The 19987-nt window shown below is 49.6% G+C and carries 14 protein-coding genes; 11 read left to right on the forward strand and 3 right to left on the reverse strand.

Going from position 1 to position 19987, the window contains the following annotated elements; genetic code table 11:
- The first annotated feature begins 19 nt into the window (after positions 1–19).
- The 6 genes from H3001_RS10155 to H3001_RS10180 all read left to right on the forward strand — a co-directional run bounded on the left by H3001_RS10155 (position 20) and on the right by H3001_RS10180 (position 7286).
- Positions 20–3034, forward strand: a complete 3015-nt coding sequence (locus H3001_RS10155; protein WP_181214832.1) for a SusC/RagA family TonB-linked outer membrane protein — start codon at positions 20–22, stop codon at positions 3032–3034.
- Positions 3035–3061: 27 nt separating this feature from the next.
- Positions 3062–4726 (forward strand): RagB/SusD family nutrient uptake outer membrane protein, encoded by a 1665-nt coding sequence (locus tag H3001_RS10160; protein WP_181214833.1) that lies wholly within the window; start codon positions 3062–3064, stop codon positions 4724–4726.
- A gap of 243 nt (positions 4727–4969) precedes the next feature.
- Positions 4970–5899: a CsgG/HfaB family protein gene (locus tag H3001_RS10165; RefSeq protein WP_181214850.1), complete on the forward strand. Its 930-nt coding sequence runs from the start codon at positions 4970–4972 to the stop codon at positions 5897–5899.
- Positions 5900–5905: 6 nt separating this feature from the next.
- Complete coding sequence (locus H3001_RS10170; protein WP_178244389.1) at positions 5906–6247, forward strand: hypothetical protein; 342 nt, start codon at positions 5906–5908, stop codon at positions 6245–6247.
- A gap of 17 nt (positions 6248–6264) precedes the next feature.
- Positions 6265–6615, forward strand: coding sequence for a DUF4810 domain-containing protein (locus H3001_RS10175; RefSeq protein ID WP_181214834.1), 351 nt, complete (start codon positions 6265–6267; stop codon positions 6613–6615).
- Positions 6612–7286 (forward strand): GNA1162 family protein, encoded by a 675-nt coding sequence (locus tag H3001_RS10180; RefSeq protein ID WP_178244388.1) that lies wholly within the window; start codon positions 6612–6614, stop codon positions 7284–7286. The genes H3001_RS10175 and H3001_RS10180 overlap by 4 nt, the downstream gene beginning before the upstream one ends.
- Positions 7287–7624: 338 nt before the next feature.
- Here H3001_RS10180 and H3001_RS10185 read toward each other — a convergent pair whose 3' ends face one another.
- On the reverse strand, positions 7625–8482 hold the full coding sequence (locus tag H3001_RS10185; RefSeq protein ID WP_178244387.1) for a nitroreductase family protein: 858 nt from the start codon (positions 8480–8482) through the stop codon (positions 7625–7627).
- A gap of 204 nt (positions 8483–8686) precedes the next feature.
- Between H3001_RS10185 and H3001_RS10190 the strand changes: the two genes are divergently transcribed.
- The 5 genes from H3001_RS10190 (at position 8687) to H3001_RS10210 (ending at position 15335) form a co-directional block, all read left to right on the forward strand.
- Positions 8687–9061 (forward strand): YbaN family protein, encoded by a 375-nt coding sequence (locus H3001_RS10190; protein WP_178244417.1) that lies wholly within the window; start codon positions 8687–8689, stop codon positions 9059–9061.
- Between the two features lie 57 nt (positions 9062–9118).
- Entirely contained in the window at positions 9119–10108 is a 990-nt protein-coding gene (locus H3001_RS10195) for an aminodeoxychorismate synthase component I (RefSeq protein ID WP_178244416.1), read from the forward strand.
- On the forward strand, positions 10092–10679 hold the full coding sequence (locus tag H3001_RS10200) for an aminotransferase class IV family protein (RefSeq protein ID WP_178244386.1): 588 nt from the start codon (positions 10092–10094) through the stop codon (positions 10677–10679). The genes H3001_RS10195 and H3001_RS10200 overlap by 17 nt, the downstream gene beginning before the upstream one ends.
- A gap of 138 nt (positions 10680–10817) precedes the next feature.
- Positions 10818–12191, forward strand: coding sequence for a C1 family peptidase (locus tag H3001_RS10205; protein ID WP_181214835.1), 1374 nt, complete (start codon positions 10818–10820; stop codon positions 12189–12191).
- Positions 12192–12617: 426 nt separating this feature from the next.
- Positions 12618–15335, forward strand: coding sequence for a hypothetical protein (locus H3001_RS10210; RefSeq protein ID WP_181214836.1), 2718 nt, complete (start codon positions 12618–12620; stop codon positions 15333–15335).
- Here the strand turns inward: H3001_RS10210 and H3001_RS10215 are convergent.
- Positions 15250–17733 carry a sensor histidine kinase gene (locus tag H3001_RS10215; RefSeq protein WP_181214837.1) on the reverse strand — a complete coding sequence of 828 codons (2484 nt, stop codon included), beginning with the start codon at positions 17731–17733 and terminating at the stop codon, positions 15250–15252. The genes H3001_RS10210 and H3001_RS10215 overlap by 86 nt on opposite strands.
- Before the next feature lie 393 nt (positions 17734–18126).
- Positions 18127–19692 (reverse strand): ATP-binding protein, encoded by a 1566-nt coding sequence (locus H3001_RS10220; protein ID WP_181214838.1) that lies wholly within the window; start codon positions 19690–19692, stop codon positions 18127–18129.
- Positions 19693–19987: the final 295 nt, after the last annotated feature.

A 19987-nucleotide genomic window follows, 5' to 3' on the forward strand; every position in this document is an offset into this window, starting at 1 on the left:
AGCTTCGGCATCTGAAAAGATGGACAGTAGTCAGCTGAGTGTGTTGCAGTCGGAACATACCGTAAAAGGAAGCGTCCTTGATAAGAATAATACGCCGCTGATAGGTGTCAATGTGATCGAGAAAGGAACAAGCAACGGTACGATTACCGATTTCGACGGTAATTTTACGTTGAGAACCTCCACGGCGAATCCGGTACTTGTGTTTTCGTATGTCGGTTTTACTTCGAAAGAAGTGACGGCCAGTGCTTCTGCCCCGGTAAAGGTAGTGCTCAGTGAGGATACCGAAACACTGGAAGAAGTAGTGGTGGTGGGTTACGGTACGCAGAAAAAGGCAAACCTGTCGGGATCGGTAGCCTCGGTCGACAGTGAGCAGTTGCAGAACCGCCCCATTCAGAATGTCAGCAGCGGCTTGCAGGGACTGATGCCGGGAGTGACGGTGACCGGAACCAACGGTGCGCCGGGACAGGATGCGGGAAATATCCGTGTGCGGGGTATCGGTACATTGAACTCGGCTTCTCCGTATATTCTTATTGACGGGGTGGAATCGGAAACCATGAGTGCGGTAGACCCGAATGACATTGCCAGCATCTCGGTGTTGAAGGATGCGGCTTCGGCGGCCATCTATGGTTCGAAGGCTGCCAACGGGGTTATCCTGATTACCACCAAGCGTGGAGCTACGGGAAAGCCCCGGGTATCGTACAGTGGATACATCAGTTTCCAGAATGCGACGGAGAAAGTGGACCGTCTGAGTTCCTACGAGTATGCCGATATGTACAACAAGGCGCTGGAGAGTGAAGGAAAGGCGCCCCGGTTTACTCCCGATGAGATACAGAAATTCAAGGACGGAACCGACCCGATGTATCCGAATACCGACTGGTACGGACTGGCTTACCGGACAGGTATCCAGCACAGACATAACCTGAACATATCGGGTGGTAATGAAAATGCAAGGTACATGGGCTCGCTCGGTTATCTCAATCAGACGGGTATCCTGCCCAATGCCGGAAGGGAGCAGTTCAATGCCCGTACCAATCTCGACATGAAGATCAGCAAGCGGTTGTCTGCCAGAATGAATCTTGCCTATATCAAGAACAAGTACGACGATGCGAGTTCGGCTTATAACGGAGGAAGTTCGGACCAGATTATCCGTCAGCTGAACCTGATTTCTCCGTGGATTGTGAACCGCTATGAGGACGGTACTTACGGAACTATCTCGGACGGTAACCCTATTGCATGGCTTGATTCGGGCATGAAGGTTACGCGCGACAATTACAATTTTACGGGTAGTGCGTCTTTGGATTATACCATTCTGGACGGACTGGTGCTGACGCTTACCGGGTCGTATGTGAACAATCTGCAGCATTATAAGTATTTCCAGAAGTTCATCCAGTATAATCCGAACAAGGCTTCCGATCCGAACTCGCTTGATGAAAGGTATTATCGCTGGGACCGTACCAATTACGATGCGCTGTTGAATTATGACAAGAGTTTCGGTCGTCACAATATCAAGGGACTGGCCGGATGGCATACCGAAAAATACAATTACAAGTACATGAAGGTCTACCGTAAGGATTTCCCAAACAATGACCTGACTGATATCAATGCGGGGGATGCGGCTAGTCAGACCAATGAGGGTTATAACCGGGAGCTTGCGATGATTTCGTGGTTCGCGCGCTTGAACTATGATTATGCCGGAAAATACTTGTTTGAGGCCAATATCAGAGCCGATGCTTCGTCGCGTTTTGCCAAGGGCAACCGCTGGGGATATTTCCCTTCGTTCTCGGGTGCATGGCGTATCAGCGAAGAGGAGTTTATGTCTGCTGCAAGAGGATGGCTCAGTAACCTGAAGGTAAGAGGTTCCTGGGGTATGCTGGGTAATCAGGATGCGCTGAACAGTGATGCTTCGGGATCGTTCTATCCGGCAATCAATTCGTATGAAATCGGAGCGACTTATCCTTTCGACGGAGCATTGAACTCGGGATATTATCAGAAGGCATACCGCCTGAGTACGATTACGTGGGAAAAGGCGACTACCTGGGGAGTGGGTGTCGACTTCGGGTTGTTCAACAACCGTCTTACGGGTTCGGTGGATTATTACAACCGCTTGACCAAGGGTATTATGATGGATGTGGATGTGCCGAAGGAGTTTGCACTTGATCCTTATAAGGATAATGTGGGCAAGGTGCTGAACCGGGGTGTTGAAATCACGTTGTCTTATAACGATAAGTTTGGTGACTGGACATTCGGAGCGGCTGCCAATTTCGCTTTCAACCATAATGAGATCCTGGAACTGGGCGGAGTGGACTACATCAATGCGGTGAACGGCTACAACCAGCGGAATGCTTTGGGACATGCCATGAATTCGTATTATCTGTATCAGGCCGACGGGTTCTTCAACTCACAGGAAGAGGCTGATGCGTTTACTGCCAAATATGGCAATCCGTTTGGAGGAGGAGACTTCAAGGCGGGTGACATCCGTTACGTGGATACCGATGGCAACGGCAAACTGGACGGTCAGGACCGTGTGCTGGCCAACAGTTCTGATCCGGTTTATACATTCGGTCTGAACCTGAATGCCGGATGGAAGGGAATTGACCTGGCGCTGACTTTCAACGGAGCGGCAAAGGTGGCCCGGTATTTCGATGCGCATGAGGTATATGGAGCCTTCTCTGGAGATGCCGGACATCCGGCAAGCATCTGGAAGGATGCGTGGACAGAGACCAACAAGGATGCTTCCATGCCGCGTATCTTTACCGATACCAATTCGCCGAGCAGTTCACGTCAGGTGGCTTCTACTTTCTGGTTGCAGAATACCAGTTACCTGCGTCTCAAGAACCTGCAGTTGGGATATACTCTGCCGAAGAGTCTGACCTCGGGATGGGGCATTGAGAACATCCGTTTCTATTATTCGGTAGAAAACCTGTTCACGATTGACGGCATGAAGATCAATATCGATCCGGAAGCTACCAGCCAGAGACTTTCTTCTTATCCGTTGTTGCGGACACATGCCTTCGGGGTAAATGTGACTTTTTAATTTTTTAATCTTAAATCTCTTAGAATCATGAAATCGTTGAAAAAATACATATTTGCAGGAGTTGCACTGACGCTGATGGCTTCCTGCAGTGACTTTCTGGATACCTTGCCTAGCGATGCGCTGACTCCTGAAACTACCTGGAAAACCGAACAGGATGCACAGAAGTTCCTGATCGGATGTTATGACGGATGGGAAAAAGGGGAGGAACTGCTGTATATGGACTGTGCTTCCGACTTCGGATACAATAATTTCCAGTGGGAAGGGTACAAGGACTTTGGCAACGGTACGCTGTCGCAGGCCAATCCGGGTACCAACTTTTATGATTATACCATCATCAGACGGTGTAATACGTTGCTCGAGAATATTGATAAGATTGCTTTTTCGGACGAGAAGGTGAAAAAGGACTTGATTGCACAGGCGAGGGTCATCCGGGCTTACCGGTATTTCAAGATGAACTGGCTGTACGGAGGGGTTGCGCAGATCGGTAATTACGGAAGTGCCCAGGAGGCTCAGGTGGAGCGGGCTACCGAGGCGCAGATCAGGGAGTTTATCCATACGGAACTGGATGAGTGTACTTCCGACCTGAGCGAGAAGCCGGCTGCCCGGGGACGCATTGCTCAGGGTGCGGCACTTGCCATCCGCATGAGAGAGGCGCTTTATTACGGCGACTGGCAGGTGGCGAAGGAGAAGGCCCAGGCTATCATCGACTTGTCGAAGAAGAACGGTAACTTGTACGAGTTGGAGAAGGGAGCGGATGGGTATTCCCGACTGTTCCAGGTGGCCGGACAGGATTCGAAGGAGATTATCCTGGCGGTACAGTATATCAACTCAACCAAACCGTTGGGGGTAATCGGACAGATGTACAATAACGGTGACGGTGGCTGGTCTTCCATTGTGCCGACATATCAGCTGATAGATACGTATGAGATGAAATCCGGTCTTACCATTACAGAGAGCGGATCGGGCTATGATCCGGCACATCCTTTCAAGAACCGTGACCCGCGTCTTGCGTTGACAGTGATTTATCCGGGTGCCGACTACATCAAGGCCGACGGTACGAAGGCGGTCTTCAATACGCTGGATAAAACAGTCGACGGAAGTGCCAATGCCAATTTCATGACGGCTGCCGACAATGCTTCGAAAACCGGTCTGACATGGAACAAGTATCTGGGTCCCATTACTCAGTATGCGGATATCTGGAAGAGCAATGCGTGTCCGATAGTGTTCCGTTATGCGGAGGTACTGCTTACCTGGGCGGAGGCTGAAAACGAACTGAACGGTCCTTCGGAGGATGTGTATGCAAAAATCGATGAGGTACGTACCCGGGTGGGCATGCCGAAGGTTGACCGGAACAAGTACAACAGCAAGGAAACATTGCGTGAGCTGATCTGGAGAGAACGTGGCGTAGAATTTGCGGGCGAAGGTATCCGTCGTGCAGACATATTGAGATGGAAGACTTCCGACGGTAAGATGCTTGCCGAAAAGGTACTGAACGTGACACTCGAAAGAAGGGTGGGAACCGTAGACATGAAAGGCAGTGATCCGGAGAGCCGTGCCACAATCAAGCAGGATGCTTCTGCAGCCGACAAGAAGATTGAGGACCGGAAGTTTGAAAAGAAGAACAGGTATTTTCCGTTTGGACAGGAGGTATTGGATAAGAATCCGAAACTGACCCAGAATGAGGGATATTGATGAGGAATAAATAAGGAATTGTCCCGGTTGGCTTTGCAGAAAGGCTGACCGGGACAGTCTTTTGTAGGAATCTGCCGGTAGTTTTCGTCGGAAAGAATAAAAAGAAAGCCGGAACCGGAGGGGTTTCTTAAAAAATAGCTATATTTGAGGAGACTGACTGGGGAGTTCCGGAGGGATGACCGCAGTCGGGATGAAGCGAGTGAGTGATTATTAAAGTGAATACCATATTTATTGAATCGTATGATGACTTTTAAGCATGCAGTTGCCCTCTGTCTGTTGTTATGTTCAGGCAGCATTTGGGCACAAAGAACAACGGAGATTGTCGAAACACCGTCGCAGGTACAAGACGACGGAATGGTGTTGAAGCGGAAAGTGGCCATCGGTCGTTTTTCGAATGAAACCCAATATGCAAAAGGAATTTTTTATGACCGCGAGAACGATCCGATGGGCAAGCAGGCCCTGGATATCCTTTCTTCCAAACTGGCTGCTTCGGGAAAGTTCCTGTTGCTGGAGCGCAATGACCTTGCCACAATCCTGGAAGAAAACAGTAAAAACGAGAATCCGGCATCGACCATCAGGGCCGATTACGTGATCATCGGCTCCATTACCGAGTATGGCCGGAAGAATACCGGTAAAAGCAAGGTATTTTCTTCCGAAAAGACACAGACGGTAGAGGCGGCTGTGGCAATCCGCCTGGTAGATGCTTCTACCGGACTGATTATTTATTCGGATGAAGGAAAGGGAGTGGCCGAACTGACGACCAAGACTACCATGGGGCTTGGCGGACAGGCCAGTTTCGATGCTACACTGAGCGACAAGGCGATTTCGGAAGCCATCGGTCAGCTGGTGGAAAACATCATCAACAAGTGTACGGATGCTCCCTGGAAAACCTACTTCCTGGCCTATGAGCCGGATGCGGTACTGATTGCCGGAGGTGCAAGTCAGGGAATTAAGGAAGGCATGACATTCTCAGTGCTCAGCAAGGGACGGAAGGTAAAGAATCCGCAGACGGGTATTCTGATTCCTCTTCCTGGAAAGAAGGTGGGTGAGGTAAAGGTAATCTCTACCGGCGGTGACACCCCCGAAACAGAATATTCCTTTGTGGAAGTGACGGGTACGACAGAGATCAATGCCGATAATATGGGAAATTATATTATTGAAGAATCTAAATGATAGGATATGAAAAGATTGGTAAAAAAATTATTGTACGTCCTGGCTCTTCCGGTGGTACTGTCTGCCTGCAAGGCCCCGGTAGCTCAGCAGAGTGGCAGGGAAGACATGGCTTACCTGCTTTTTGTCAGCCCTGACAGACTGGCCGGCGAAGACGTGATGGTCACCCTCGACAATCAGGAACCGTTTGCGGCAAAGGTGGTAAAGGAAAAGAAGTCGAAACGGAAGGGTACGCAGTACGGCATCAAGACCGGTCCCAGAAGCATCAAGGTGACTTATCGCGGAAAGGTGCTGTATCAGAAGAAGATTTTTGTATCGTCCCAGGAAGTGAAACAGATTATACTCCCGTAATGTAATTGTCAGATATCATGAAAATCCTCAAATGGTTATGGGTGCCGGCTGTAATGGCCGTGCTGCCTTCGTGTATGACATCCGAGTCGCTGTATTCCTGGCACGATTATGAAAAGACAACGTATCAGTACAGCAAGAAACGGACGGATGAATTGAAGATGAGTGTACTGGAAGAGTTCCAGAAAATGATAGGGGAACAGAACGGTCTCCGCCGTGTCGCTCCTCCCGGTATGTATGCGGAATATGGCTATATGCTTTACCGTACCGGTAAGAAGGAAGAGGGTATCCGGATGATGAAAGAGGAAATCAACTGGTATCCCGAATCCGAAAAATACATTTCCCGTATCATTAAACAGTTGGAAGAATGAAAAAGTTACTATTGATTCTGGGAGTGGTGATCGGATGCCTCACTTCCTGTACGACTCCGGTTACGTTGAGTCAGCAGTATCCGAAAATGTATGAGGAGAAGCCCTTGTCGATTGCCATCATGCCGCCGATCAATCATACGACGCATGTGGAGGCGAAAGATTTCTTCTATACGACGCTGTACATGCCTCTTTGCGAGAAAGGCTATTATGTATATTCTCCTTATCTGACGATGGAACTGTTCCAGCAGGAGAGTGCCTATGATGCGGAACTCTTCCTGAACGGCAGTCTCACTGCCTTCAAGGAGGTGCTGGGCGCGGATGCAGTCATGTTTACCGTCATAAAAGACTGGAGCCGGTCGAATATCGGGGGCAGGCTTTCCGTGACCATCGAGTACGTATTGCGCTCCACAAAGACCGGTGAAACACTTTACAACCGGGAGGGACATATTACGGTCGATACTTCCATTTCTTCGGGTATGGGAGGCTTGGGACTGCTGGTGGATATGGTGGCAACGGCCATCAACACGGCTGCTACGGACAATGTGGTAGCAGGACGGCGGTGCAATGCCTTTGTGCTTTCCGACCTGCCCGCTGGGAAATATTCTCCGTATTTCGGAAAAGACATGGATAATCCTGCCGGAAAGAAAGTGGTTAAGGCTATGGTTAAGTAATGAAGAATATAAAAAGCCCTAAGGTGACGTTCTTCCGGAACTTCGGATGAGGGCATGCAGGGCTGTCCGATAGAAAGGAACTGTCGCAAAAGAAAAACAGAGATAGGTTTGCCTGTCGTCTGTTAGTTGCAACAAAAAATCTCCTGTTTTAGTCTTATACTGAAATCAATAAAGACTAAAGCAGGAGATTTTTATTTCTGAGTTTTAATCGATCCGATTTTTACTTTTCAGTTCTGTTTGGGAAGATCATCCACCTTTGCGGTGTTGACTCTGCTATCCTTTTGAGGGAGTCCGTCCCAGTTGCTCCGGTGACAGGGAAATGCACCGTCATCCGTCAATCAGGAAATGATTTTCAGGTCGAGTTCCTTCCGGTCGATGTATTTTTCGAAGTGGAAAAGAGGAATTCCCAATGCCATTCCGGCGTGAAGGGTTCCTTCAATACCCAGCAGTTTCTGAATCTTGTTTGAATGATCCATACCGGCAGCACTGCATATGAAGCCTGTATAGAACTGGGCGATACCCATGGATTCCGCCATTAGCGAAGCGTTCTGGTAAGCCAGGTTGGAATCCTGACAGCCAAAACGGCTTTTCTTGTCAGTATAGATAAAGATGGCTGCCTTGGCCCCCCGCAAAATTCCGTCGTTGCCCTGCTCGAACTCGTCCCTGAGACGGCGGAAGACAGGAACGTATCCGTAGTTCTGGGGCATGATGCGCTTGAGCAGCGGCTTCAGCAAGGGATTTTCGAGTTTGTCGGCTGCCGAATTAAATATATTAATAGTAATCCGGCTGATTTCTTTCATGATTTTCTCATTGGTGACCAGTACCATTTTTACCCCCTGTGCATTCGTCGCAGTAGGAGCACGGTGTCCGGCCTCAATGATGCGCAGCAAATCCTCCTGCGGAATGGGTTTCTGAGAGAAAGCCCGGTTGGACCGCCGTGAGTTGATCAGCAGCTCCACTTGCGCCGGAGTCGGCAGGTGATTGCGGTCGAACTCGTGGATGTGGCTTACCGGAAAATCACTGTGGGCGATGGATGCGGTGGGGCAGATCGCCACACATTGTCCGCAACTGATACAGTCTTTTGCATCAACGGTTACTTTCTTGTCGTCGTTCAGCTGGAAGAGAACGGAAGGACAGATTCGGAGACACTTGAGGCAATGAATGCAGGTCTCCTGATTAATGGCAATTGTTGGCATATCTATTAGTGTTTTGAATTCAGCAGTAAGTTGTTTCTGTCGGTCTCCTGTTTCCCCTCCGGAACTTTCCTCTTCCTTCTGATACAGACGGACCGGAAATCCTGGAACAGACCGGATACCGGCTACAAAGTTAGCAGTTTTTTATGAATTTACGATGACTTTCCTCTTGGCAGAAATTTTCTTTCCCGCTATCTTTGCAACATGTTGAGATGCATATATATCATAATCGGTTCCATTTCACTGGGACTGGGCGTGCTGGGGATATTTCTTCCGGTACTGCCTACCACACCTTTCCTGCTGCTCGCTGCCGCATTGTACTTCCGCAGTTCTCCCCGGCTGTACCGCTGGCTGCTGGGACATAAGTACCTGGGACCGTATATACGGAATTTTCTGCACGACCGTTCCATACCCTTGCACGTAAAAATACTGGTGGTCTCCCTGTTGTGGATTACGGCCATCAACTGCATTTGTTTTGTCTTTGACAACTGGTGGCTGAAGGGGCTCATGGGCGGAATTGCCCTGGGAGTAACCGTGTATGTACTTTCGTTCAAGACACGCAGGGTAACGAAAGAAATGTGAGATTGAAAATTATTCGACTGCAGGGATGCCCTGCCAAATTTTTACAGGATGAAATCATTGACTTTCTATAATCGCGATGAGGCAGCCAGACGGATGAACCGGCTGGGAACTGCCGGAAAGCCTTTCTTTTTTCTGATTAATTTTGATGAGACGGAATGCCTGGTGGAGGAGCCGGAACAGCTTCCGGCAGAGGAACTGCTGTTCGTGTTTCCCGGAATGACGAATTTCGACGGAGTCTGTCAGACCCGCTGTCCGGAAACATTTCGCTGGCAGCCTTTCCCACAATCTTATGAAGACTATGCCCGTTCGTTCGGAATCGTCCACCGCCATATTTATGGAGGCAATTCGTTTCTGACCAATCTGACCTGTACGACCCGGGTGGATACTGACCTGACGCTGCGTCAGGTGTTCGAGCATGCCCGGGCCCGCTATAAACTGTGGGTGAAAGACCGGTTCACCGTTTTCTCTCCCGAGATTTTCGTACGCATCGAAGACGGGTTTATCTACTCCCATCCCATGAAAGGGACCATCGATGCGACCTGTCCGGGAGCGGCTGAACGACTGTTGAACGATGAAAAGGAAGCAGCGGAGCATGCCACCATTACCGACCTGATACGGAACGACCTGAGTCAGGTGGCCACGGAAGTGACAGTGACACGTTACCGCTACCTCGATGAACTGCAGACCCATCGGGGACGCTTGCTGCAGATGAGTTCGGAAATCCGGGGCAGACTGGAAGAGGGGTATGCTTCCCGCCTGGGAGACATCTTTTTCCGTCTGTTGCCGGCAGGCTCCATCACTGGGGCTCCCAAGCGGAAGACAGTGGAGATTATCCGCGAAGCTGAGACCTACGAGCGGGGTTTCTATACCGGGATAATGGGATACTTCGACGGGAAAAACCTGGACAGTGCCGTACTGATACGTTTCCTGGAGCAGGACGGGCAAGGGCAACTGTGGTTCAAGAGTGGAGGAGGAGTCACCTTCCGGAGCGAGGCGAGGAGTGAATATGAAGAAATGAAACAGAAAATATATGTACCGGTTTATTGAGACGATACGGATTGAGGAGGGACGTATCTGCCATGCGTCATATCACGACCTCCGGATGAACGAGACCCGGCGCAGCTGCTGGGGAGCGTGTACGGAATGGCGGGTAAGCGACTGGGTGGACCCTACGCCTTTCCGGGAGCGTACGCGCTGCCGGCTGGTTTATGGGAAAGAAGTGGAAAAAGTGGAGTACCTGCCTTATGTGCCGCGCCGGATCACCCGCCTGAGACTGACGGACGGGGAAGGGGTGGACTACCGTTTCAAATATGCCGACCGCTCCGCACTGGACGCCTTGTTTGCCCAAAGGGGGGAGGCCGATGACGTACTGATTGTCCGTAAGGGTCTGCTGACGGATACCTCCATTGCGAATGTGGCGCTCTGGAACGGAAAGGAATGGCATACGCCGGCCCGTCCGCTGCTGAACGGTACCTGCCGGAGGCGTCTGCTGGAAGAAGGGGTTATCCGGGAAAAGGACATACCCGTAGCCCGCTTGGGTGAGTATCGGAAAATCTGTCTGTTCAATGCCATGCTCCACTGGGAGGAGACCGTCCTCGACTGTACGGCGATTGAGTAAAGAATGCCGCATCGTGTGGAGTTTTTAAGGGTCGTGCACAAGGGTTTGGCATATAAATACTATATTTGCAGGCGAATCGGGTATATGGGGGATGGGAATACTGTCCCGAGTTATGTAATCACTTAAAGAACAGAAAATATGAAGAAAAACATCGCTTTAGTGGGCTTGATGGCAATGACGTTGTCCGCACAGGCTCAGAATGGGGGAATTTCGGCTGACATGCTGAAACAGATCAAAGAGAGTTATCAGCCGGGAGCTTCGGAAAAGGCATTATATAATGCAATGGCCGGAACCAGTATTGCAGTACTGGCCAAGAATCACGAAAATTACGCTAATTTCAATGCCGATTTTTCGCACAAGGTGATTTCACACGGCATTACCGACCAGAAGTCTTCGGGACGTTGCTGGCTGTTTACCGGACTGAATGTGCTGCGTGCGCAGATGATGGCGAAATACGGTCTGAGCGAAATGGAATTTTCGCAGAACTATTGTTTCTTCTACGATCAGCTGGAGAAGGCGAACCTCTTCCTGCAGGGAATCATTGATACGCGCGAAAAGCCGATGGAAGACAAGATGGTGGAATGGCTGTTCCGCAACCCGCTGAGCGACGGCGGTCAGTTTACCGGAATCTCCGACATCATCGGCAAGTACGGAGTGGTGCCGGCCAGTGTCATGCCGGAAACCTTCAGCAGTGAGAATACCTCTCAGATCAGCCGCCTCGTGGGACTGAAACTGAAAGAATTCGGTCTGCAGTTGCGTGAAGAGGCTCAGAAAGGAGCGAAGGCCGGTGCACTGGAAAAGAAGAAGACAGAGATGCTGGGTACGGTATACCGCATGCTGGCACTGGCTTACGGTCGTCCGGTAGAGAAGTTCACCTGGACGGTCAACGGAGTAACCAAAGAATACACGCCTCAGTCGTTCTACCAGGAATTCCTGGGCAATGACCTGACCAACAACTACGTGATGCTGATGAACGACCCGAGCCGGGAGTTCTACAAATGTTATGAAATCGATTACGACCGCCATATATACGATGGCAAGAACTGGACGTATGTGAACCTGCCTATCGAGGACATCAAGGAGATGGCCATTGCTTCTATCAAGGACAGCACCATGATGTACTTCTCTTGCGATGTGGCTAAGTTCATGGACAGCAAGCGCGGTACACTCGACCTGAACAACTTCGATTATGAGTCGCTGATGGGAACTACCTTCGGTATGGACAAGAAACAGCGCATCCAGACCTTTGCCAGCGGTTCCAGCCATGCCATGACCCTGATGGCTGTCGATCTGGACAAGGACGGCAAGCCCCGTAAGTGGATGGTGGAAAACAGCTGGGGAGCTGATGCCGGCTATAAAGGTCATCTGATCATGACCGACGAATGGTTTGATGAGTACATGTTCCGTCTGGTAGTGGAAAAGAAATATGTACCGGCCAAGGTTTTGGATATCCTGAAACAGAAACCGGTGCGCCTGCCGGCCTGGGATCCGATGTTTGCTCCGGAAGAATAATCCTGGACAGGATACAGGGGGTGAGCTGACGCGAAAACAGTAACCCTTTTTCAGACGGTCTGCCGTATCTCCGTTCCAACCGTGAACGGACTGCGGCAGACCGTTTTCATGTATCTGGTGGCAAGGACAACCGGAAGTAGAAAGCCCGGAGAGGGGGAGGAACCGTAGACGGAGAAAAGACTTCTGCCGGAATCAGGTAAAAATAGTGCTTCTTTCGAGGCCAAATGAAGGATTTATTAGCTTATTTCACTGAAATTACATAACTTTGTTTTGCAAATTGGCTAACCGGCTGTTTCTCTTTTGATTAGTCGGACGGCTTGCTGGAAAAACAGTCGGCCGGTAGCCAAAAGTGAGAGATAACCGGTTTAATTGAATTTATGACATTAGATATTGAAACAGATCTAATTCCTTACTTGGATTGAACATATGAATAAACTTACTCAGCATTTAATCAAGACTCTTTCGGGAGTGGATATTAAGCAGTTGCTTGAAGAAAAGGAAGGCTTGTCAGTCTCTAACTGGCAGTTGTCTTCCGACTTGAATCTCGTGAAACAGGAAGCGGCTTATTTCCGCACCCAGTGTACGCAGAAGCAGGATGAACTGGCCGAACTGCAGGCACAGTTGGAAAAGGTACAGGAAAACACTGCAGGACTGGAAAAGCAGATTGAGGAACTGAACCAGCGGCTGCAGGCACTGGACGAGGAAAAGGTGGCTTGCAGTCAGCGTGCGGAAGAGGCCGAAGCGAGGCATAAGGCCTTGCAGGAGCAGGCAGCACTTTTGGAGAAAGAGAAGGAGACTTGTCAGTCTCAGCTTACGGAAAGCAGAAAGCGGGAAGAGGCCCTGAATGCGGCAGCGGGAAAGGCAGCGGAAGCACTGAATGCCTTGAAGCAGAAATGTCAGGAAGGTGAGGAAGCCTGTGCCCGGACAGTCGCAGAGAAAGAAAGTCTGAGTAAGGAGTTGAAGCAGCTGCAGACTGTGCTGGAAGAGAAAGAGCAGGCAGTGGCCCGGAATGAGGAGACCTTACGTTTGCGGGAGCAGGACATACAGGACCTGCATTTGCAGCTGGAGGAGATGGATGTGCTGAAGAAGCAGGTGGCTGAGATTGAGGTATTAAGAACCCAGCTTGCTGAACTCGAAGCCCTGAAGCCGCAGGCGCTGAAGGCCGATGAACTGCAGGAGGCACTGGATACCTTGAAGGAGAAACTGGAAGGTAAGGAAGCGGAATACCGGTCTTTGCAGGAGATTCTGGAAAAGGAGAGGGAAGACTGGCAGCACAGATGGACGGAAGAACAGCAGCAGGCTGGGGAATTCGAAGAAGAACGTATGCGCCTTTCCGCCGAACTGGAGAAAATGACGGCTCAGCACGGACAGGTTTCCGGGGAACTGCTTCAGGCCCGGGAAGCATCGAAGCAGATGGAAGATGCACTGGCAAAGGCTCAGGAACTCTCGGAAAAGCAGCAGCATGAATTATCGGATTGGGAAGCAAAATATAACCGGGGAGCTCAGCAGTGCGAAGCCCTGGAGAAGCAGTTGACTGAAAAGGAAGCCCTTCTCTCACAGCAGCAGCGCGAACTGGATGAGCAGCTTGCCGGATGGAAGAAGGACCAGGAATTGCTGCAGGAGCAGCAGACCCGTACGGAGGCCTTGCAGGTACAGGTAGCCCGACTTGCGGAACTGGAACAGCAGGTATCGGAACTGGCCCATTGGAAGGAGGTTTGCCAGATACAGGCCGGAGAACTGCAGGCGTTGAATGTCCGGCTGCAGGAACTGCAGGAGCAGAATGCCCAGTTGCAGGAAATACAGGAACTGCTTGCGCAGCAGCCGGTACACGAAACTCCGGAAGTGCAGGCAGAAGAGCCACGGGCAGACAGTCCTGTGGAAAAAACGGAAGAACCGGTCGCTGCATCCGAGCCGGCAACCGCATCCGAACCGGCTGTAGAGGCTGAGGCTGCCGCTCCGACACTTCCGGAAGAAGCCCCTGAACTGAAGCCTGAACTGAAACCTGAACCGGAACCTGCGGGGAAACCAGCACCTGAAACCGCACCGGAGCCTGAAGCGAAAACAGAATCAGTGACTGAGTCAGCGACCGAACCGGAGACTGAGTCAGCAGCTGGATTGAAAACTGAATCAGAGAAAGCACCGGAACCCGCACAGGATGTCCGTAAAAATGAAAAAGTCTGTACGGAAAAGCCCGTAGCAGAAAAACCGGTACATAAGCCGGAAAGTCTGCTGGATGCCTATCAGGATATGAAGAACCGCCTGGAAGAAAGCACCTTGTATTATCCTTTTACACGGATTACCACCGAACCGGACGGATGCCAGTATATTTATGAGTCAAGAACCCTTCAGGTGAAGACCGAACTGTTTACCTGGGGAGTAGAGGGACGCGAAGTCATTACGGACGAATATCACTTCATTCCGAACGACGAGATTGTGCGGATTGAAGGAATGGATTCTCCTTTCGTCGGAGAGGCGATGTCCTGCGATTTCTCAGAAGAAGGAAATGCGGCTGAAGTGGCGGAAGCCCTGCTGATGGCGATATGCAGTTACCGTCCGATGCACATCCTGTACCGGGATAAAAACGGACGCATCTCTGAACGGAACCTGTTCTGGACCTGTTTCCTGCCTGCCAATGGAACTGCAGTGAAACTGCCTGACATGAATCTGTTTGAAAACCTGTTCAACGGTGAAATGGATACGGAGCATATCGTGGCTGCGTGTGCACATCTGCCCGAACCGAGAATCTTCATCATCAATCAGATTTTGTCTATCCAGATATTCGATGCCTTCGTCACTACGGCCAGGGGTATCGTTGCCATGCGTACCGGACTGCACGCTGCCCTGCTGGCCGAACAGAACGAGGCGGCAGAGTTGATTTACCAGTGCCTGCCCGACCGGTTTAAGGATGAACCGGACGTACGGAGCAACCGGGCCCATTACTGGATGCTGGAAGGTGATTTCGAGAAGGCTGCCGAGTTGTATCTGTCGGTCATGCCCGACCAGTATGTGGGCGAAGGAATGACCTGGGCCGATTTCAACGTGGCACAGTTCAATGAGTTCATCGAGCGAGGAGTACAGGCAGAACGCTTCCTGCAATTGAAAGAGGCCTTGTATTCCGAAGGCTGGAACATCCGCGAAATCTGACCGGCTTGAAACCGACTGTTATCGCATGTATGAATATAATGAAAGGCTCCTTGACGGGAGCCTTTTTTCTTGTAGTAATTATATCCTTTTCCTGTAGCTTTCCGATTGAAAGGGGGAGGGAGATGGTGAATTCACTGCCACTGCCTTCCGTACTTTCCACGGTGATGGAACCTCCCTGCAGATGCACCACCTGCCAGACAAAGTTCAATCCCAGTCCAAAGCCCGAGGCTCCGGTAGCACGGCTTCCGGAAGCCACACGCTCAAACCGGTTGAATATTTTCATCTGCTGGCTTTGGGGGATACCTATGCCGTTGTCGCCGACTTTTATTTCCAGGATACCGTCTGCTGTGACGTTGGCAGAAAGCCGGATACGTACTTCCTTTCCGGAATACTTTAGGGCATTGTCCACCAGATTGGACAGGACTTCGTGCAGGCAGAAGGAATCGGCTGTCACCCAGAGGTCCTCAGCACATTCCACTTGAAACTCTACCGGCTTGTATGCTTTCAGCCGGAACTTCGTAACCAGGTCGTTGAACAACGGCAACAGTGCCACACGGACCGGATGAAGTTCCAGCTCTCCCCGCTCTATCTCCGTCAGTACGACCACACGCCCCGAAAGGGTGAGCAGGCAGGCGCATTCGTCGTTCATTGCCTGACTTATCTTTTCGATTTTTTCGGGCTTATCTGCCAGTCTGCCACTTTCCAGCATCTGGGTTCCCATCAGTACCGTTTGCAGGGGAGACTTCATGTCGTGAATCATCGAATAAGTGAAATCCTTCCGGAACTGTTCCAGCCTGCGTTGTTGTCTCCAGGCCCGCCACAGCAGTCCGATGCACAAAAGACAGAATATAAAGACCATCCCCAGCGGCAAAAACAGATACCACGCCGAATGAAGGATATGCATGGTGGAACCGGCTACCATACCCTGTACACAGAGAGAACCATCCTCCGTAAGGCGCAAAGGAGATGTAAACAGACTTGCCTGCTGCAGACTGACATCACCTGCCTGTCCGGTTACCTCACTGGTGGCCGGTCGCAGCATACGGATACCGCTCTGTCCGTTCAAGCCAGCCTTCAGCAGAGAGGCTCTGAACAGCGAGTCCATGCGCTGCATGTCAAGAGGAACTGCCACAGGCCGTTCATTGATCAGTTGCTGTGTGCCATAGGCACGGTAAAGGCGGATACCCTCACTCAGGTCCATGGACTTGCGGGATACATAGATTCCATTGATAGATACCGGGACGGTCATTACATAGATGACACTGTCGTTTTCATCGGTTGTTTTCCGATACAAAACCGAAGTCATGGAATCGGTCTGGTGATGAAAGTATTCGGTGGCCCCCGTGATGAACGACTTACGGACTCCCTTCAGGTGATTCACATCTACCGAGCGGATATGGCGCAAGTCATTTTCTTCTACAAAAGCCTCTTCGAAGCATACCTGTACTTCATGATTCATGCTTTGCTGCTGTTCGTGATAAATGTATCTGCCCCAGAGTGCCGGCAGCACGAATGCCAGTGGTATCATGCTCCATGACAGGCGGTGTAGCCATACGAAGCGGTGTGAACGCAGCCGGGCATTCTCCTCTTTGGCACGGGTCAGCGTAGCTTCTGTATCAGCCAGTACTTGCCGGGCCTGTAGCCGGGCTTCTGTCCAGCAGGCATTATGCAGACAGGCTTCCATCTTCCGTACCGGTTGGGCCATCAGTTCGGCCAGCCGGTAAAAGTCCCCGCACTGACGCTCAATGTCATGCCGCAAGTGCTGCAGCAAGTGCATGCGCAGTGCAATGGCCCCAATCAGCAGAACGGCGATAAGAAAAGTCAGTCCCGGGAACAGCAGGTTCGACGGATGCCTGAAATAATGCTGGTCCATGATTGCTTCAACGGCAATACCTTTTCTCAGATGCAGGCAGGCGCGGGGAGAACTTACTATACCGATTCCTTCCTGATCGGGCAATATAGTTCCGGCAGGAGAAACCTGTAAGGTCTGTCCCGTCGCAGCATCCAGTTTGCGGATGTAGATGCTTCCCTCCATCCTTTCATTTTCCAGGATATGGCCTAATGTCAGTCGTAGCGAATCAAGCGAGATTTCGGGCTGCCCGTATGCATCCTGCAAGATTGTCGAAGTCTGCTCCGCATAATAAAACTGGCGGTCTTCATCGTTCAGGTGCAGGCTGTCGGGGGCATATACCATGTGCGTCACTGTTCCTTCTGCATAAGGCAGACGGTTTTCCTGTGCGTCCGTTACGAGCACAAAGGCTTCTTTAAAACTTGAACTCAGTACCGCTTCAGCTTTCTGCATCTGGTTGTGATAGGCAAACCACATACCTGCCTGCTGAAAAAGGATGATCAGCAGCAAAGTGCAGAAGGAGAGTCCGAGGATATGTTTTACTTTCATAAGGCTGAGAGATAAGAATCGCGTCCGCAAAGATATTGTTTTTTCAGACAAACGGAACAAAGAGGAACTTTTTTCCAGGTTTCGGGTTACATGATGAATACGCCATGCTTTCTGGACGATATAATTCCCTGACCCTGAAAAGACGATTTACGGACCTCACGCAAATGCATGTGCAGTTTCATATAGAAGAAACTGCAGTATCAAGCTGAAGAAACTTTTGTTTCATATAAGTGAAACTTGAGTTTCATATATGTGCAACTTTTATTTCCTGCCGAGGAAACTGAAACAATGATTTGACGGGCAATGGAAACTTATAGAACGTTGAAGCCGATTTTTGCAGGAAAAGAGGAAATGTATGCTTTCATTTGTGCGAAGGACAACGAAAGACCGGGCTTAATTGACTGCCCAGTCACTGATTGTACCTGTTACAGATGAAAAGGAAGCTCCAATCTTATAAACGCTGCGGCTATCGGTTCCATATTCACGTGCATACCCTTTTTCCTCTATCTGTCGGAGTGCTTCTTCAGCAGTACCGTCCAGCTTAAACTCAAAGATATATACATAGTCCGATGTTTCCACTATGCAGTCCACACGTCCCTGGCTCTGGACCTTCTCGGCATAGACGGTATAAACACTCACCAGACGCATGATGAGATAGAAAGTATATTGGAAATATCGCTCACGTTCTATCTCGTTTTCCCTGCGGCGCATTGTGTAAGGTATGCCGGAGAGGAAAGAGGTAAACAGTTCTCGTACCTGCTCTACTTCTCCTTTTCGCAGTGCTATAACAAGGCTTCTTATCCACCCGCCAGTTTCTTCAGCAGGTTGCAGATATGATGAAGCCACCATTGTAAGGAATCCGCCCTTTACCTCATTATTCGGGAAGTCAAGAAGGAAGGTATTGAAGTCCCTGTCGTAGGCTTTTATCGTAAGATATCCGCTTTGGTATATCATAGGCAAAGGACGTTCCACGTCGGCCTTGTAGTCAATAAATTCAGCGGGAGTATAATACTTCCCGGTAAATTCATTCATCCTTTCATGAGAACGGTTGAGCAGACGAATCAGATAGGTAGGAGTTCCTGTGCTGAACCAATAATCCTTGATGCGTTTGGCATCAAGAGCATTTAACAGACTGAAAGGGTTATATATGTCAGTCAGCTTATCGCTGAAATGGTAACCGTCGTATTGCTTCTTTAGCTGTTTATACATTTCCTCAGGTGTACACTGATATTCAACAGCCATTTGCGACACAGGTTCAGTAAAATATTTTTCAATCTCCTCCTGGGTTATACCGCAAAGTGCTTCATAACGGACGTCCATGCTTATATCCTTCGGTTGATTGAATCCGCTGAATACACTTACCTGAGAGAACTTGGTAACCCCTGTCAGCAGTACGAACTGCAGGTGTTTGTCTGCTCCCTTAAACACGGAATAAAAAGCTTTCAGAATATTGCGATGCTTATCCTCCAGATTGGTATCCACATCCAGCACATCAAGAATCGGTTTGTCGTATTCATCTACAAGCACTACAGCACGTCGGCCAGTCTGAAGATGAGCTGCTTCAAGAATCTTTATAAAGCGGTCACCGAGGCCTAATTCATTGGTACGTACCTGCAAATTATATTTTTGCTCCCATTCCACAAGGTATAAATTAAGTTTCTGTTCCAATTCTCCGGAATTGGTAAAATTTGTTGCGTTAAAATCCACATGGAATACGGGATACTCGTTCCATTCTGTTTCCATCCTTTCTATGGCAAGTCCACGAAACAGTTCCTTATGTCCTAAGTAGTAGTTTTCCAATGTAGACACCAGAAGGCTTTTCCCGAAACGCCGCGGACGGCTGAGAAAATAGATACTGCCATTATGTGTAAGATCATAAATAATATCTGTTTTATCCACATATATATAACCTTCTTGTATGATGCGTTCAAAACTTTGAATACCAATCGGAAATTTCATAACCTCATTCTTTTTGTACCTTATACAAAGGTAAATAAAAAAACAGATTTTTTGTTTTGTAACTAAGAAAGATTATCATACTTTTGAGGAATCGGTATTAAATCTGTCAATATAAATAACCGGGTTATGTGCCGGAACTTATCAGGTACATGATAAACGAAACCAATCGGGAAATAAAAGCAAATATAGAATTCTGGAATAGTGTAACATGAAAATAAAAGAACTAATCAAAAAAACAATAATTGTTACTATTACAGCTATAGTGACTATTATTTTATTTGGATTCCTTATAAGA

Source organism: Phocaeicola faecicola (assembly GCF_013618865.1).
Lineage (GTDB): Bacteria > Bacteroidota > Bacteroidia > Bacteroidales > Bacteroidaceae > Phocaeicola > Phocaeicola faecicola.